Here is a 16,700-nt window from a genome sequence, read left to right as displayed (position 1 = left end):
CGGCAGGAGCGCCGACGCCGCCAGTGTAAGGAGCACGGGGGAACGGGGCAGCCCAAGAAGCGGGTACGGCATCCCCTCCGGGAGGCGGGTGCAGCTCAGCCGGCGAGGACGGGAACGCCGCTGCTCGGTACCAGTTCGCGGAGCTTCGCCCGTGTCTCGGGGTCCACCGAGTAGATGACCGTGCCCATCATCCCCCGGGTGAGCAGCACCTTGTAGGTGTTGCGGATCAGACGGTCCACGTCCGCGTCCGGGGTGGACTTCTTGAACACCGGGTCCTTGGAAGCCGTACGGTCGGTCACCCAGCGGTCGGTGCGCCAGACCAGATCGGGTCCGATGATCACTCCGGACCAGTCGTACTCGAACCCTTGGGCGGTGTAGACGCAGCCGACCTGCCCGAAGCCCGCGGGGTCCGTCGCCCAGAGGGCGGCCGGCGGGGCCCCCGCCACCGCCCGCTCGCCGTGGACGTTCCAGGGGCGGGCCCAGTCCCCGATGACCACATCCGCGGGGAGCGCCTGGCCGGGAGGGGTCTTCTTCGTCCACGGCCAGCAGTAGCCGGCGGACATCCGGGCCCCGTAGCCCTGTGCCCGCCGCTGTTCCAGGAACGCCTCCAGTTCCCAGGGGCTCTCCACGACGTCCAGACGCATCCTGTCGTCCGGCTCCCAGATCACCGGCCCACCGGCTTCCAGGCCCAGCAGCCGGACCACCCACCGCAGGTACGCGTCGCTGCCGCCGCAGCGGAACTGGCTGTCGAGCGACACCACCCGGCAGGACAGGTTCTTGGCCGCCGCGGCGGCCTTGATCTGGGCCACGGTCCCCATCTCCCCGGGGCGGACCACCTGGTGTTCGTCGAGGAGGAAGACGGGGACGCGGGCGGCGTCGATCAGCTCCTCGATCTGGGGCCTTCCGGTGCGGTGCTCGGCCTTGGTGTACCGGTTGGCGGAGGTCTCCCGGATGCGGTGCGCCTCGTCGCAGATCAGTACGTCCAGGGCGTTGCGCTCGGCGGTCATGAAGCTGTTGAAGTACTTGAACAGGTCCTGCACTTCACGCTTGCGGGCGCCGGCGACCTTGCGCATGGTCGTGGTGAAGGAGTTGGAGCCCGTGGCGTGAAGCGCCGTGATGCCCTGCCGGTACAGCTCGCCCAGGAGCGACAGGGCGATGACACTCTTGCCGGTTCCCGGGCCGCCGGTCACCACGACGACTTCCTTGTGGTCGGACTGTTTGGCCCGCCGGACGGCATTGAGGACCATGCGGTAGGCGACACGCTGCTCGCCCAGCAGCACGAACTGTTCGCGTTCCCGCACTTCGGCGGCGGCGACCGCCATCAGCTGCTTCGACGGTGCGATCTTCCCCGCCAGGAGGGCGTCCGCCGCCGCGGCCCCGGAGCCGGGCGCGAGCCTGGAACGCAGGAAGTCGATGAATTCGCCGCGGCGCTGCCCGGTGTACAACTGCCCGTGGGCGTCCTGCTCCACGGCGTCGAGCCCGCCGACCGAGAGGTCCGTGGCGTTGTGCAGAAAGGCGACGCCGCGCAGTCGCTCGGGGTGCTCGGCGAGGGCCCCGTTGAAGGAGAGCAGATAGGTGCAGTAGTCACGGACCTGCTGGATGGGGTTGAGGACCGGCTGGGTGTAGGAGTCCACCCGGCACAGCTGCGGATCGTCCTCGTCGGGGAGCGCGCCGCTCCACTGCTTCAGCTCCACGACGACGTACGACGGGTCCCCGGTCACGGGATGGACCCCGGCCAGGACGGCGTCGGCCCGCTTGCTGTTCAGCGGCAGCGCGTACTCGAGCATGATCTCCACCTGCTCGAGGCCGGCCTCGAGCAGGGCGTTGACCAGCACGGGGATGCTGCGTTCCCAGGAGCGGGCCTCGGAGGTGCCGGGTCGGTAGCCGTGCATGTGGACGAACTGCTCGGTGAGACGGAGGAACAACGAGCCGGCGTGTATCTCGGCGGCGACCGCGGACGCGGAGTCGCGGAACAGCAAGGAATGCCCCCAGGCAGCACGAAGTAACTCGTGCGGGTGGGGGCATGTCCGTGATGACTCCACCGAAGTGGAGCGGAAGCCCGGCGGGCCGCGATGACGATGGTTCACATGCTAACGAAGGGATCGCGCGGGTTACGGGCCGATGGGCGGACTCACCGCTTCACGATCTTGCGCATGGGCTTGGGGATCGGATGCATCACCGTGTCGATCACATGCGAGCGCAGGGCGTCCCGAGTGGTCTCGTCCGTGGAGTAGATGACCACACCCATCACCGCCCGGGTGAGCAGCACGTGGTAGGCGTTGCGGACGCAGCGCTCGACATCGGCGTCGGCGACCTTCCGCGGCTTGAGCTCGGGGTCGCAGGTGGCTTCCCTCCTGATCACGAACCGGCTGTCCTCCCAGACGCAGTCCGGCCCGATGATCACTCCCACCCAGTCGAACTCGAAGGTCTGCGCCGTGTAGACGCAGCCGATCTGGCCGGCTCCCCGCGGGTCGATCGCCCACAGCTCCGCGGCGGGCGCGTCGGGGACCGCCTGGCCCGGCTTCACGTTCCACGGGCGCTCCCAGCCGTCGATGGTGACGTCGGCCACCAGCTCGCCCGCTTCCGTCGGCTTGCTCCAGGGCCAGCAGAAGCCGGCGACCATCCGCGTGCTCGCCCCCTCCAGCCGGCGTGCCTGCAGGAAGTCCTCCATCTCCTGCGGGGTCTCGGCGGTGAGGACCTGCATCCGGCCATCCGTCTTCCATGCCTGCGGAGTGCGGTCGCCCACACTGAGCAGGTTGGTGACCCAGTCCCGGTAGTAGCCGCTGCCCTGAGCCCGGAACATGCCGCCCAGGTCGATCAGGGTGTGCCGGAGTCCGAGCTCTTGGGCCCGCTGGATGAGGTAGTCGGCCGTCCCGACCTCTTCCGGGCGCAGCGACTGCCAATCGTCGAGGAGGAAGACCGGAACACGAGCGGCGGCGATGATCTCATCCGCCTGCGGCTCCGGATTCTGCCGCTCTTCCTTCCTGGTGTACCGGTCCACCGAATGGCGCCGGATGCGGTGCGCCTCGTCACAAATGACGACGTCGCAGCTGTCCGGACCCATCTCCTTGAACTGGTTGAAGTACGTGAAGAGGCGGGTGGCCTCCTTCTTGAGCGCGGTCTTCTTGCCCCGCGGCGCGTCCTGGGCGTACGAGACGCGCAAGCTCTCGGTGAGCGCCTTGGCACCGCTGGCGTGCCGGACGTCCCAGCCGCGATAGGCGAGTGCACGGCGCAGCTCCAGGGCGATCGCGCTCTTGCCGCTGCCCGGACCGCCGCGCACGATGATGATCTCCTTGGTGCCACCGCTGCGCACCCGATCGATCGCTTCCAGTACGTCCTGGCAGGCCAGCTCCTGTTCGTCGAGCAGGACGAACAGCTCCTTCTCCCCGACGCGCGAGCCGTGGTTGACGTCGGTGATCTTCGGCTGGGCGTACTCCGCGGAGTCGATCAGGAACTGGGCCGCCTCGCCGCCGGGGCGGGGCGCGAGCCGGGCCCCCAACAACTTCCGGAAGGGCTCGAGGCGGTCCCGGGTGTAGAGCCGGCCGTGGTCGGTGGCGGGGAGCCGGAACAGTTCCGCCACATCGGCGTCGTGCGCGTTGTGCATCAGCACGGCTCCGGCGACCGCGTGCTGGTCACCGCGCAGGCTTGCCTTGTACTGCAGCAGGTACCGGCAGTACTGCTGCACCTGGCGCACCGGATGCAGCTTCCACTTGTCGTATCCCAGGTCCACCGCCACCGAGCGCTCGGGGTGCACCCGGGCCTCACGCTGCTGCTTCAGCTCCACCAGGACGTACGACGGCTGTCCGCTTCCGGGGTGGACCCCCGCCAGGACGACATCCGCCTCCGCGTCGGTGTGCGGCAGGCCGAACTCGATGAGGACCTCGACCTCGCCCAGGCCACGGCCGGTCAGCGCGTTGATCACTACGGGGAGGCTGTTGTCCCACGCCTCGACCAGAGAATCTCCGGGCTCCTTCTCCTGCCCGTGCTTCTTCTTGTGCTGACGCTTGTACTCCTCGATCAGGGTGCGCGTCAGCGGGCGGAGCTCCTGCGCCGACGACCGCTCGATCTCCTTCGCCAGCGCGGCTGCGGACTCCCGGTACAGGTACGAGGACACCAGAAACTACCCCTACGGCACACGAGATCTCGTGCGGGTGGGGGCATGTCCTTCGAGTCCGCCGGAGCGGAGCGGAAGCCCGGCGGGCCGCTTTGACGACCAAGACGTTAGCCGACGCGACCGGCGGAGGTCGCACATCCGCCGATCCGGGGCCCACGCCGCTCCCGGTGAGCTGCCCGTGACGATAAGCTCACTCAACGATCACTCGTATTCCAGCGGTCAACCACCACGGAGGTCGGACGGTGACGGCAGCAGCGGGACCCTCCAGGCCCAGACCCGGCCCGGTCCCGCCTCGGAACCAGTGGAACCAGGAGCGCCCCTCCCCGTACGCCTGGGAGCAGGACGCGCTCGACCATGTGCGCCGGCTGATGCCGGCGGCGGAGCCCTATCGCGCCTGGGCCACCTTCTCCTTCACCGCGCAGTCCGGCCGCATCAACGAGTGCGACCTGCTCATCGCCGTCCCCGCCGGCATCTACCTCATCGAGATCAAGAGCCACCCCGGGCGGCTGGAGAACACCGGCTCCACCTGGAACTTCCACGGCCCCGACCGCACCCGGACCATCACCAACCCGCTCCACTTCAACGACGCGAAGTCCAAGGACCTCAAGAGCCAGCTGCAGTGGGCCGCCCGCAGGCGGAACATGAACCCCCGCACGCTGCCCCGCGTCCAGCCGGCGGTCTTCCTCTCCGACCCCAACCTGGAAAGCCATCTGGACGAGATCCAGCGCACCCGGGTCTACGGCCGGGACGACGGCGCCAGCGGGCTCGCGCGGATCTGGCAGGACTTCCTCGCGCTTCCCCCCGACCGGCCGGAGCGCCGGATCACCCCGGAGTTCTCCCGGGACGTGCTGCCGATGCTGCTGCAGGACATCGGCATCCGGCAGTCGACCGCCCACCTGCGGTTCGGCGACGCCTGGAAGATGCGCCCGCACCCGCTGGATGCCGGGACCTCCTGGGAGGACCGCCTCGCCGAGCGGGTCGACGGCCTGGTCCACGAGGAGGGCCGGGTCCGCATCTACCTCGTCGATCAGCAGGCCACCGAGGCGGCCCGGAACGCCACCAGCCGTGCCGCCCGGCGCGAGTACCAGGTGCTCCAGGGCATCAATCACCGGGGCATCGCCGCGGCCGTCGAGATCCGGGAGCACCAGGCCGGCCCGGCGATCCTCTTCCGGCACCGCGAGACCGACCTGCGGCTGGACCACTACCTCGACACCCACGGCGGCCGTCTCACCCCCGAGATGCGCCTGGACCTGGTGCGCCAGCTCGCCGAGGCCGTGCGCTACGCCCACCACCGGTCCCTGTACCACCGGGCGCTCGCCGCCCGTTCGGTGTACGTCTCCGCCCGCCCGGACGGCACCCGCCCGGAACTGCGCATCACCGACTGGCAGACCGCCGCCCGCGACTTCGAGACCAACGCGACCCTGCTGCGCTCCCTCGGCAACGCCACTCTGGACGCCGGGCTGATCGAGGACGCGGCCCAGGTCTACCTCGCACCGGAGACCGACCAGCCCTACGCCGACCCGGTCGACCTGGACGTCTTCGGCCTCGGCGCGGTCTCCTACCTCATCCTCACCGGGCAGGCGCCCGCACCCCGGCGCAGCGCGCTGCGCGAACGGCTGCGCACCGACTCCGGCCTGCGGCTCTTCGCCGTCACCGACGGTGTCTCGGAGGACCTCGACGACCTGGTCTTCCAGGCGACGCGCCCCGAGCCCAGCGACCGCCTCGGTACCGTCGACCACTTCCTCGACCTGCTGGACAAGGCCGAGCAGGAAAGCGTCGCCCCCGAGCCGGCCCCCGTCGCGGAGACCGACCCGCTCACCGCCACCCCCGGCCAGTCGCTGGACGGTGAGTGGACCGTACGGCGGGTGCTGGGCACCGGCGCCACGGCCCGCGCCATCCTCGTCGAGCGGGTCGAGGAGGACGAGGACGGCGAACCGGTCCTGGAGGAACGCGTCTTCAAGGTCGCCCTCGACCAGCAGAAGGCCGAGCGGCTGCGGGCCGAGGCCCGGGCGCTGCGGCAGGTCGGCGGCGGCACTGTCGTGCAGCTCAAGGGCGGGCCCCGGGAGCTGGCCGGACGCACCCTGCTGGAGCTGGAGTACGCCGGGGAACGCTCCCTGGGCGCCCGGCTGCGGGACGAGGGAAAGCTCACCTACCACGAGCTGGAACGCTTCGGCAGCGACCTGTTCACCGCCCTCGACCAGCTCGCCGCGCACGGCATGCGGCACCGGGACCTCAAGCCGGACAACTTCGGGCTCTTCAGGCGCGAGGACCGCACCTGGCAGCTGAAGCTGTTCGACTTCTCCCTGGCTGACGCCTCCGACCGCGACATCAAGGCCGGCACCCGCGGCTACCTCGACCCCTTCCTCGACACCAGCCGCCGCGGCCTCTACGACGACCACGCCGAGCGGTACGCCGCCGCCGTCACCCTCCACGAGATGGCCAGTGGCGAGCGGCCCCTGTGGGGCGGGGGGCAGACCGACCCGGCCACCAGCGAGGATGCCGAACTCTCGATCGAGACGGACCTGTTCGAGCCCGCGCTCAAGGAAGGGCTGACCGCCTTCTTCCGGCGCGCCCTCCACCGCGACACCGAGCACCGCTTCGACACGCTGCGCCAGATGCGCGACGCATGGTACGAGATCTTCCGGGCGGCCGACGCCGACAAGCCCCCGACCACCCCGGCCACCGCCGGCACGGTTGCCACGTCCGCGGAGGAGGCCCGGGACGCCGCCGCCGCGTCGGCGCGGGCCGACACCGCTCTCACCGCGGCAGGGCTCTCCCCGCGTGCGGTGTCGGTCGCCGACAGCCTGGGGGCGACCACGGTCGGCGGCCTCCTCGACGTCCCGCCGTACGCCATCTCCAAGGCGCGCGGTGCCGGTGCGCTGGTACGCAAGGAGCTCAACCGCCGCCGCAAGCAGTGGGCTGCGGCGCTGCGCGGCACCGCCACCCCGGCCGCCGAGCCGGTGCGGCCCGGTGACATCGCGCCCGGAGCGGGCGCCACCGCCGTGCTTTCGGTGGACGACATGGCCGAGCTGCTCGCCCCCGAGCCAGGGCGCAAGGGCTCGCACCGGGTGGAGGTCGTGCAGCTGACGCTCGGGCTGCCGCCGGCCGGGGGAGGGCTGTCGCCGCTCGGCCCGTGGCCGGTGCAGAAGGCGGTGGCCGACGCGATCGGCATCAAGCAGACCTCCGTCTCCCGCCACCACCGGATAGAGATCAGGCGGTGGGCCGAAGCCGCGTGGCTGACCGAGGTACGGAACGAGATCACCGAGATCGTGGTGGCCGCCGGACGGGTCATGACCGCCCGGGAGGTCGCCGTCGAGCTGCGGATACGGCACGGCGCCGGCCACGACAGCCCGGAGCGGACCCTCGCCAAGGCCCTCGCCGTGGTACGGGCGGCGGTCGAGGCGGAGACCTGGGAGGGCGAGGGCGACGAGCAGCACGAGCCGCGCCTGGCCGTGCACCGCCGCGAGGACCGGGTGCTGATCGCCGCCGAGTCCCTGCCCGGGACCGACGACCCCAGCCCCCGGGAACTGGCCGACTACGCCGCGGCCCTCGGCCGGACCGCCGAGCGCCTCGCGCACGAGGAGCCGCTGCCCGGGCGGGCCGCGGTCGTCCGCGAACTGCGCGCGGTCGCGGCGCCGGAGGGGCTGGTGCCGCTCGCCGACACCCGCCTGGTCGGCCTGGCCGCGGCGGTCGCCCCGACCGCCCAGGCCAGCCCCCGCCTGGAGCTGTACCCGCGCGACCTCACGCTCGACCGGGCGCTGCGCATCTCCCAGGCGGGTGCCGGGGTCCGTCGCGACCACGGCATCACCTCCGGCGAGCTGATCAACCGGCTCCGGGCACGCCTCCCCGACCTGGCACTCCTCACGGACGGCGCCGAACCCACCCACGTGGAACTCGGCGAGGCGCTGCGGGAGGCCCGCTTCACCCTGGAGTACGACGTCGAGCGGGAGAAGTTCTTCCCGCCCGCCCCGAGACCCCGGCGTCCTGGACCTCCACCGGCACGCTCACCAGTGTCTTCACCCCGGTGTCGGGCGGCGGCCTCACCGCGCAGGACCCGCACTCGGTGATCAGGGCGAAGCTCGCCGCCTCCGTCCGGCGCGGCGGCTTCCTCGCCCTGACGGTGCGGGGCATCCGGCTGCCCGGCGCGGCCGAGCGGATCGCCGCCGTGTACCCCGTGCGGCCGGTAGGTCTGAGCCAGGTGTTTCTCACCGAACTCCGCGCACTGACGGACGAGAAGGGCCAGCCGTGGGAGAAGGTCCTCGGGGTGGACGCCCGCTTCGCCGCCGGCGGCCCCATCCCGAAGGGCCTCGCCCTCTTCGCCCGGGCGGCCTGGAAACGCGTGGAGGCCCGGCTCCTCGGCGAGGCGGAGGCACCGCGGACGGTGCTCTTCCTCCACGACGCCGGGCTGCTCGCCCGCTACTGGGACGAAGGCGGCCGTGAGCTGCTGGTGACCCTCCAGGGCGCCGCGCGCCGTCCGGCGGAGGCCCCGCACGGGCTGTGGCTGCTGTGCCCGGTCGAGACCCGCTCCCAGCTGCCGCATGTGGACGGCCGCACGGTGGAGTGCATAGGCGGTGACGGCGAGCGCACGCACCTGGACGGCGCATTCCTCGACGCACTGCGGGAGGCGTGACCGTGCCGTAGCGCTTCGCTGGTCACGCGTGGGCAGCTCTCCCACGGCGATCGGTCACGGTGGCATTCCCGGGCTGGCAGGATAGTGGCCGGACTGCCGCTTTCGCGGCGGATGGCTCAGCGCGGCGAGAGGGATGCGAAGAGTGACGGTCGTAGGTGGGGGTTCGCGTACGGGCGCCGGGGTCGACCGGACGGGGCTGCTCAAGGACCTGAAGAAGCAGGTCGCGGAGCTCGAGGATGATCTGCGGGAGCGCAGTGAGTCGGTCGAGGAGTTCCGCACCCGGCTGGAGGCGGAGTACGCGCGGGCGTACGACGGCAAGCGGACCGCCGCCACGTACGGTGCGTGGCGCGACGAGCGCGTCACGCAGGCCGCGGCGGCATGGGTGCTGGCCTGCGTCTTCGTCCGCTTCTGCGAGGACAACCAGCTGATCGAGTGGCCGTTCCTGGCGGGCCCGGGTGAGCGCCTGCGGGACGCCGAGGAGCGGCACGAGCAGTTCTTCCGCGAGAAGCCGCACCTGAACAACCGCGACTGGCTGATCGAGGCGTTCCAGCACCTCGCCGACGCCAACGAGACGGCGGCCGGCCTCTTCGACCGCCGCCACAACCCGCTGTGGGAGCTGACCCCCAGCTACGAGGCCGCGACCGAGCTGCTGGCGTTCTGGCGCCGGCGCGGGGCCGACGGCGAGATCCTGTACGACTTCACCGACGAGGAGTGGGACACCCGCTTCCTCGGCGACCTCTACCAGGACCTGAGCGAGCACGCACGGAAGACGTACGCGCTGCTGCAGACGCCGGAGTTCGTGGAGGAGTTCATCCTCGACCTGACCCTGGAACCGGCGATCGAGGAGTTCGGGCTGGCGCCCGAGGGGGGCCTGCGGACCATCGACCCGGCGTGCGGCTCCGGCCACTTCCTGCTGGGCATCTTCGCACGGCTGGTGGAGAAGTGGCGCGCGGCGGAGCCGGGGACGGACGAGTGGACGGTGGTCCGCCGCGCGCTGGACTCCGTCCACGGCTGCGACAAGAACCCGTTCGCGGTGAGCATCGCCCGCTTCCGGCTGCTTGTCGCCGCCATGCGGGCGGCTGGCGCCGGACGGCTGGTGGACGCGCCGGCGTTCCCGATCAACGTGGCGGTGGGCGACTCGCTGCTGCACGGGCGCGGGGCGGCGGGTATCCAGGGTGAGCTGGACCTGTTCGCCGTTGAGGACGGCGAGGGGGAGGCGTTCCAGTACGCGACGGAGGACGTCGGCGAGTTCGCCAAGCGGGTGGACCTGCTGGGGCGGGGGTCGTATCACGTGGTGGTGGGGAATCCGCCGTACATTGAGGTGAACGACGATCAGGAGATCAAAAATTATCGGACTGCATACTGTTGCTCGGGAAAGTTCCCTCTGTCGGTGCCCTTTGCCCAGCGCTTCTTTGAACTTGCGATTCGCGCGCATCGGCACGGCGGTGTGGTCGGCCATGTAGGGCAAATCACTTCCAACTCTTTCATGAAGCGGACCACGGGGAAAAGGCTAGTCGAGACCTTCCTTTCCACGGTCGAGGTCACTCATGTAATCGATGCAGCCCGAGCCTACATTCCGGGACACAACAGGGAGGGTACGCCAACGGCCATTATTGTAGGATTGAATAAGTTTCCACGGATTGATTCTCCGGTGTGCATGATCTCCTCCCTCAAGGGAGCGGTTTCCGTACCCGATAACCCTGCGATCGCGCCCCCTTGGGTGTCGCTCACCGGCTACGCAAAGCGAGGTGAGGAAGGAAAGAATGAGTGGGTGGCCGCCAGCCTTGTCGACCGGGTTGTTCTCGCAAGCCATCCATGGATTTTCCCCGGAAGCGGGAAAAATGCACTTCGTGAAGTACTTGCGCGTAATAAGCCCATTCTGCGCGAATTTATTGACCCGCCGATCGGTCGCGCGATCCGGGCAGGTGCTGACGAGGCTTTTACGCGCCCGCTTCGCTCAACATTGCGCACACTGGCTCCATCGAGTGCGATTAGGCCATTCATTACTGGCAGGTCTGTGCGTGATTGGCGCGCTGTTCCGCAGGAAGGGATCTGGTACCCGTATGACCCCTCCCTATCCGAGGGTGATATGGCCAGGGAGTTGTGGCCATGGAGGGCGCTCCTCACGGCCCGGCGTACCTTTCAAGGTACAATGAGCGATGCAGGGCTAGAGTGGTGGATGTACATGCAGCACACCCCTTCTGCGTACGAGAATCCCGTCTCTCTTATTTTTGCTTTTAAAGCCTCCCATAACCACTTTACCCTCGATCGAGGGGGTAGTGTGTTCAACCGCCATTCGCCCGTCATCAAACTGCCGAATGGTGCTGAGATGGGCAGATTCTACTCTCTGCTTGCAATTTTGAACTCTTCGACTTGCTGCTTCCTTATGAAGGAGTCTGCCCAGCATCAAGGGGGAGGAGCTGCTGGCTATCCATGGTCATGGACTCTGGAATTCACGGGAGGGATTGTGGAGCGCCTTCCGGTTCCAGAGAGTGACTTTTCGGACCTGGGTAAATTGATGGATGAGCTCGCGCGCTCCTCGCTTGAGTACACTCCCGCTGCTCATTGCGCTAAGGGGGTGCCGTCGCGAATCTCTCTGCGGAAAACGCACGCCGAGTACGAGCGTAAACGACGGCAAATGATCGCTCTTCAGGAAGAGTTGGACTGGCAGATTTACCATGCCTATGGCCTGCTGTCCGCAGAAGAGGCGCGGATTGTCACGTCGAGTGACCTTGAGGAAATCCCTGGGCTGAAACTTGGGGAGCGGGCGTTCGAGATCGCATTGGCTAGGAAAACGTCCCCCGATGGTGCTGACACCGCCTGGTTCGAGCGTCATGGCTCGGTACCCATCAAGGAGGTTCCTTCTTGCTGGCCTGACTGGTACCAAAAGATCGTCCAGGCTCGTATTGAGGTTATCGAAAAGCGAGGCGACCTTGCGCTGATCGAGCGTCCGGATTGCAAGAGGCGTTGGGAAGTTGATAATTGGAAAAAAGAGGAGCGAAGTGCTCTTTGTGAATGGCTTCTTGCACGGATCGACACCCCTGAAATCTGGAGAAGCCTCCGGGACGGCATGAAGCAGCCACGTCTGCTTACCGTTAGTCAAATTGCTGACGTCTTTCGGGACGATGCTGCCTTCAAATCGGTTGCGGAACTCTATGCAGCTGACCACCTTGGTAAACCTGATCTCGCACTCGCTGACGTGCTTGCGGAAGTCATCTTCAGCGAACACGTCCCTTACCTTGCGGCTATGCGCTATACCGAAGCGGGACTTCGAAGCCGTAATCAGTGGGAGGAAATCTGGGAGAGGCAGCGCGAGGAGGATCGACAGGATAAGCAATTGATTAACGCTGTGCCACCGAAGTACAAGCCGAGTGACTTTATGCAACCATCCTATTGGGCGCAACGCGGCAAGCTCGACGTACCCAGGGAGCGGTTCATCTCCTACCCGGAGGCGAGCCCGGACGCCGACTCGACGCTCCTGCTCGGTTGGGCCGGCTGGGACCACAAGGATCAGGCCCAGGTACTGTTCAACCTGATCGAGGACCGGACGCAGCAGGCCGGTTGGGGATCGGATCGGATCAAGCCGCTGCTGGCCGGTCTGCTGGAGATCATGCCGTGGGTGCACCAGTGGCACGGGGAGTACGACCCCGAGTGGGAGGCTGTCCCTGCCGATGAGTTCCAGGCGTTCTTCGAGGAGCTGTGCGCCAAGCATCACGTGAGCGAGGCCGACCTGCGAGCCTGGCGACCGGAGAAGAAGACGCGGGGTAGGAAGAAGGCCACACCAAAGAAGAAGGCGGCTGAGGAGTAGGCGACGTTGTGGGCCCCGGGCAACGCCTGGGGCCCACCCTCGTTCAGTCGAGTGCTGCGACGTACGAGACGAAGGCCGACCATTCGGCGGCGGAGAAGGTGAGCCGGGGGCCGGTCCTGTCCTTCGAATCCCGGACGTGAACCGCATCAGGGCTGACCGCGACCTCCACGCACTCGCCGCCCTCGTCACCGCTGTAGCTGCTCTTGAACCAGACCAGCTGATATGCGTCGTACGGGGCTTCCTGTATGTTCATGCTGCTCCCAGCAACTTCTCGATCAAGATGAGTGAATCCTGTGGAGTGAGCGCCTGTCCTCGGATGCTCCCATATTTGGTGGCGAGCACACGAACCTCTTCGGGGTCCGTGATCAAGCGGCTCAAGTTCTGGACCTCAAGGTAGGCGAGTTGCGGCCGCCCCTTGGGGGTGAGCAGCGTGAACGGTCCACCCATCCCTGCGTGTTCCTCGCGATCGGTGGGCATCACCTGAATCTGCACGTTCCGCATACGCCCGAGTCGCAGAAGTTGCTCCAACTGCCCCTTCCGTACGGCACGCCCGCCCAAGGGTTGTAGCAGCACCACTTCCTGGATGACAGCGCTCACCATCGGCGGTGGCCATCGGGTGGTGATTTCCTGGCGACTCAGCCGTGCGGCCACCCGTTGCTCGATGGTCTCCTCGTCCAGAAGCGGCTGTCGGCTGGCGAACACGGCCCGCGCGTAGCCCTCGGTCTGGAGCAACCCCGGCACGGTCAGCGTGCTGTAGAAGCTCAGCTCGACCGCCTCCCGCTCCAAGCGCGCATAGTCCCGGAACCACGCCGGATGCTTCACCCGCGCCTTCGCCTTCGCCCGGACCACGTCCTCCTTCGCGATCTTCAGCAGGCCGCCCGCGTCCAGGCAGTCGTCCGCCGCGTCGAGGAACTCCGGCTGCGGTGTCCGGCGCCCGCGCTCGACCGAGGAGATCAGCTCCTCCCCGTAGCCGAGCCGGTCGCCCAGCTCCCGCTGGGTGAGCCCCGCCCGCTCTCGTAGCAGCTTGACCTGTTTCCCGACGGCCCGGAAGAGGTCGACCGTCTCGTCCCCGTCCTCGATCGGTTCCGGCCGCTGTTGCCCCGGCCCTCGCCCGGCATCCGCGTCCGCATGCGTCTCCGCCATGCCCGTCACCTCCCGTCCGTGCGTCCGGTCACGGCCGCTGCCCCGGACAGGCCGTCGTCCGCCCCCGTACCAGCACTCTCCGTACCAGAGTCGTTGCTGGTCACGGTAGGCACACCGGGCCACGCTCGGGGCTGTGAAAGCCGAATTCATCACCCCCACCAGTGAGTTCATCCGGCGGTTCAGCTCCACGCGCCGGAGCGCACGCCTCGCGCGGCACCTCGTCGTCGAGCGGCTCGACGCCTGGGGCATCCCGCCCACCAGCGTGCCCTCGGATATCACCGCCGTGATCGTCGGGGAGCTGGCGGCCAACGCCGTCACCCATGGCCGCGTACCCGGCCGGGACTTCGAGCTGCGCCTCGTGCTCACCGCGGAGTCCATCCGTATCGAGGTCGCCGACGGCTGTAGCGAGAAGCGGCCAGATACCGCCCTCCGGCAGCCCCCGGCGGATGCCGAGTCCGGCCGGGGTCTGCTGATGCTCGAGGCGCTGGCCGCCCGCTGGGGCATCAGCGACCGGGACGGGCCGGGAAAGGTCGTCTGGGCCGAGGTGCCCCGGCCTCCGGTGCCGGCCCCCGCCGACCGAGCGCAAGCCTGACCTCCGCACGGGCCGGTCCGCGACCGGCGGCGGCCCACCGTTCAGGCGTCGCGCGCCCGCGTCGTGGCCGAGCGGATCAGCGCCAGCAGTTCGGCGCGGCCCCTGTCGATGATCCGCACCACCTCGTCCAGGTCCGGGCCGCCCGGCGGAAGCGGGGTGTCGGCGATCAGGTCGCGGGAGGTGTACGGCCTGCGCAGCCACCGCTGGACGGCGCGCCAGTGGACGGCACGGTCGTGGCCCGCGTCCAGTGCCCAGGGGTCCGCCTCGTACGGGGTGCCGTCCTCGCCGAGAGCGGCCAGCAGGCCCGCGCGGCGCACCAGACACGGGTAGCACACCCCGCAGTGGGGGAGGTCCGCGTCGCCCGGCCGGCGTGGGGGCGGAGTGCCACAGCTCAGGGTGTTCCCCAGCTCCTGCGGTGTCAGACCGGCGACCCGCAGCGCGGCCCTGCACACCTGGCCCTTGGTGAGCCCGGCGAGCGGGTTCTCGACGCGTACCTCCCCGCCCAGACCGGCGATGAGCCGGTTCAGCTGGTGGAGGGTCCACGGGTGGACGGACCGGGTGGAGCAGGCCGCCGACCGGGCGGCGCTCAGCGGCGGGTTGATCGCCAGGTACCCGTTCTCCGGGATGTGGGCTACGGCGGCGCCTTCCGCGGCGGCGGCACGGATCGCGGCCGTCGCGTAGAGGAAGCCGCGGGAGCGGGTGGAGCGCTCCAGCTCCGGCCCGTCACCGCTCCTGCGCACCGTCTGGCTGAGCAGGAGCCGGCGGACCGGGCGCCTGCGGCGCCGGTACACGGACTGAAGGACCTCTCGTTGGAGCGCCTCGAAGTTCCGCTCTCCGAAGGTGACCAGGAGCAGGGTGTCCGCGGTGGGTACCGCAGCGCGCCGCGCGGCCCAGCTCAGGGAGTCCAGGCCGCCGGAGAAGAGGGCGACCTCCGCGGCGCGGGCGTCCGGCCCGAAGGACAGGGGCAGCGGGGTGGCGGCTCCGGGCTCCATGGCCCGTAACTGCAGCTCCCAGACATCGGCCGTCATGGTCCGCAGCAGGCCGGTCAGCAGCGGGCGCACCCGCTGCCAGCGCTCGGGCTCGGCGACCGGTACGGAAAGCCGGATGCGGCGCGTCCACTGGTCGAAGACGGTGTCCCGGCGCGTGTGCTTGTCGGCGAGGAAGACCGCGCGGGCCACTCGGTGCAGGTCGTCCGCCCAGGGCGGCGGTGGTGCGTAGAGCGGCTGCTCATCCGGCCTGCGGTCGTCGCGCTCCCAGAAGTTCCGGTCGCTCAGCGGCTGCCAGGGGCGGTTCGGTCGCGGGGCGTGGGGAGGGGAGACGAACCAGAAGGCGGACTGCGCCGGTGTGGCGGTCATGCGGCTTCCTCCCCGTCGTCGGTGATCAGGCCGAGCACCCTGCCGGCGGACCGGGGGACCAGCGTCCGCGCGATCTCGGGGAGTGGCCCGGCCGAGCCGTCCACCCCGGCCTCGGCGGTGTCGGAACCGGCCGACAGGTATGCCGCCTCCTCGCAGGGGCTGGGCACCAGCCGCAGCACATGGCCGGCGACCCACTCGGGTATCCGGTCCTCCGGGTCGAGCGCCGGCGGCAGCGGTACGGCCAACCGGACCTGCTCGGCGACCACCGCGCGGAGGAACTCCGCCACGGCGTCGGCGAAGAACCACCGGTAGAGCAGGCAGAGCAGGTCCCCGGCCAGACCGCCGAGCCCGCCGGCGGGGTCGCCGTCGGTCTGGAGGTGGTCGAGGAGGCGCTGTGCGGCGGACGCCGCCGCTCTCCGTACGGCCGCCTCCGCCAGTGTTCCGCCGTCACCGCCGACCTCGCCGGCGAACCGGGCGAGGAAGGCGTCGGTGCTGTCCGCGCCGACCGGGCCGGACTCGGCCAGCACGCCGAGAGCGGAGGCGAGCCGCTCACCCGCCGCGCAGACGATCTCGTAGAGCCCGAACGCCGACGGGTCCGCGCGGAGCGTCCGGTGCAGCACCCGCACATGGTCCGCCGCGATGTCGTCCAGGACCTGATCGGCGTCCGCCCGGTCCGGCCGCCAGGACCCCAGGCGGCCCGTGACCCGGCTCCATTCCCCTGCCGTGCCGGTGCGCCCCCGAGGGCCACTCCAGCGCGTCGACGTCCCCATGGCACCGCCTCCCCCGAGTCCGGCCACCGTCCCCGCCATTGCAGCAGCGGCGGGAGCAAGGGGACAGGGCGCCGATCGGCCATGATCGGAACGCTCCGACGGCGCCGGAGCGGCGCTGCCCGACGGTGACGGCCCCGGCGGCGACGGACAGCGACAGCTCGACCGCCTCCTGCTACGCACGGTGACGAACTCCTCGCACAGGATGCGTTCCACGCAGGTCAGCCAGGGGCCGGGGCTGGCAAGATGGGGGCTGGCGTACGCCAGAAGCGTGACCCGTCCGCTGCCGAG

Annotated in this window: 10 protein-coding genes; 4 read left to right on the top strand and 6 right to left on the bottom strand. The window is 69.5% G+C overall.

The window, feature by feature from the left end; all coding sequences use genetic code 11:
• Positions 1 to 95: 95 nt before the first annotated feature.
• The gene (locus IHE55_RS05690) at positions 96 to 1,979 is read right to left on the bottom strand and encodes a DUF2075 domain-containing protein (RefSeq protein ID WP_197988031.1); all 1,884 of its coding nucleotides are present in this window, start codon (positions 1,977 to 1,979) and stop codon (positions 96 to 98) included.
• A 152-nt stretch (positions 1,980 to 2,131) separates the two neighbouring features.
• A complete protein-coding gene (locus tag IHE55_RS05685; RefSeq protein WP_197988030.1) occupies positions 2,132 to 4,114 on the bottom strand; it encodes a DNA/RNA helicase domain-containing protein in 1,983 nt (660 codons plus the stop codon).
• Between the two features lie 242 nt (positions 4,115 to 4,356).
• Here IHE55_RS05685 and pglW point away from each other — a divergent pair, with 242 nt between their 5' ends.
• The 3 genes from pglW to pglX all read left to right on the top strand — a co-directional run bounded on the left by pglW (position 4,357) and on the right by pglX (position 12,552).
• Positions 4,357 to 8,181 (top strand): BREX system serine/threonine kinase PglW, encoded by a 3,825-nt coding sequence (gene pglW / locus IHE55_RS05680; RefSeq protein WP_307826527.1) that lies wholly within the window; start codon positions 4,357 to 4,359, stop codon positions 8,179 to 8,181.
• Positions 8,178 to 8,744 carry a hypothetical protein gene (locus tag IHE55_RS30765; protein ID WP_232265461.1) on the top strand — a complete coding sequence of 189 codons (567 nt, stop codon included), beginning with the start codon at positions 8,178 to 8,180 and terminating at the stop codon, positions 8,742 to 8,744. Before pglW ends, IHE55_RS30765 begins: the two co-directional genes overlap by 4 nt.
• A 133-nt stretch (positions 8,745 to 8,877) precedes the next feature.
• Positions 8,878 to 12,552, top strand: a complete 3,675-nt coding sequence (pglX, locus tag IHE55_RS05675; protein ID WP_197988029.1) for a BREX-2 system adenine-specific DNA-methyltransferase PglX — start codon at positions 8,878 to 8,880, stop codon at positions 12,550 to 12,552.
• A gap of 43 nt (positions 12,553 to 12,595) precedes the next feature.
• Here the strand turns inward: pglX and IHE55_RS05670 are convergent, their stop codons facing one another.
• Positions 12,596 to 12,805, bottom strand: a complete 210-nt coding sequence (locus IHE55_RS05670; protein ID WP_197988028.1) for a DUF397 domain-containing protein — start codon at positions 12,803 to 12,805, stop codon at positions 12,596 to 12,598.
• Positions 12,802 to 13,695 carry a helix-turn-helix domain-containing protein gene (locus IHE55_RS05665; protein WP_197988027.1) on the bottom strand — a complete coding sequence of 298 codons (894 nt, stop codon included), beginning with the start codon at positions 13,693 to 13,695 and terminating at the stop codon, positions 12,802 to 12,804. Before IHE55_RS05665 ends, IHE55_RS05670 begins: the two co-directional genes overlap by 4 nt.
• Before the next feature lie 133 nt (positions 13,696 to 13,828).
• Here IHE55_RS05665 and IHE55_RS05660 point away from each other — a divergent pair, with 133 nt between their 5' ends.
• The gene (locus tag IHE55_RS05660) at positions 13,829 to 14,287 is read left to right on the top strand and encodes an ATP-binding protein (RefSeq protein ID WP_197988026.1); all 459 of its coding nucleotides are present in this window, start codon (positions 13,829 to 13,831) and stop codon (positions 14,285 to 14,287) included.
• A gap of 41 nt (positions 14,288 to 14,328) precedes the next feature.
• Here the strand turns inward: IHE55_RS05660 and IHE55_RS05655 are convergent, their stop codons facing one another.
• Positions 14,329 to 15,642: a 7-cyano-7-deazaguanine synthase gene (locus IHE55_RS05655; protein WP_197988025.1), complete on the bottom strand. Its 1,314-nt coding sequence runs from the start codon at positions 15,640 to 15,642 to the stop codon at positions 14,329 to 14,331.
• A complete protein-coding gene (locus IHE55_RS05650) occupies positions 15,639 to 16,412 on the bottom strand; it encodes a hypothetical protein (RefSeq protein ID WP_197988024.1) in 774 nt (257 codons plus the stop codon). Before IHE55_RS05650 ends, IHE55_RS05655 begins: the two co-directional genes overlap by 4 nt.
• Positions 16,413 to 16,700 lie beyond the last annotated feature (288 nt).

Origin of the sequence: Streptomyces pactum, assembly GCF_016031615.1 — a bacterium.
Classification (GTDB): Bacteria; Actinomycetota; Actinomycetes; order Streptomycetales; family Streptomycetaceae; genus Streptomyces; species Streptomyces pactus.
Note: the sequence above shows the minus strand (reverse complement) of the source record. Positions and strands in the feature narration are given on the sequence as shown.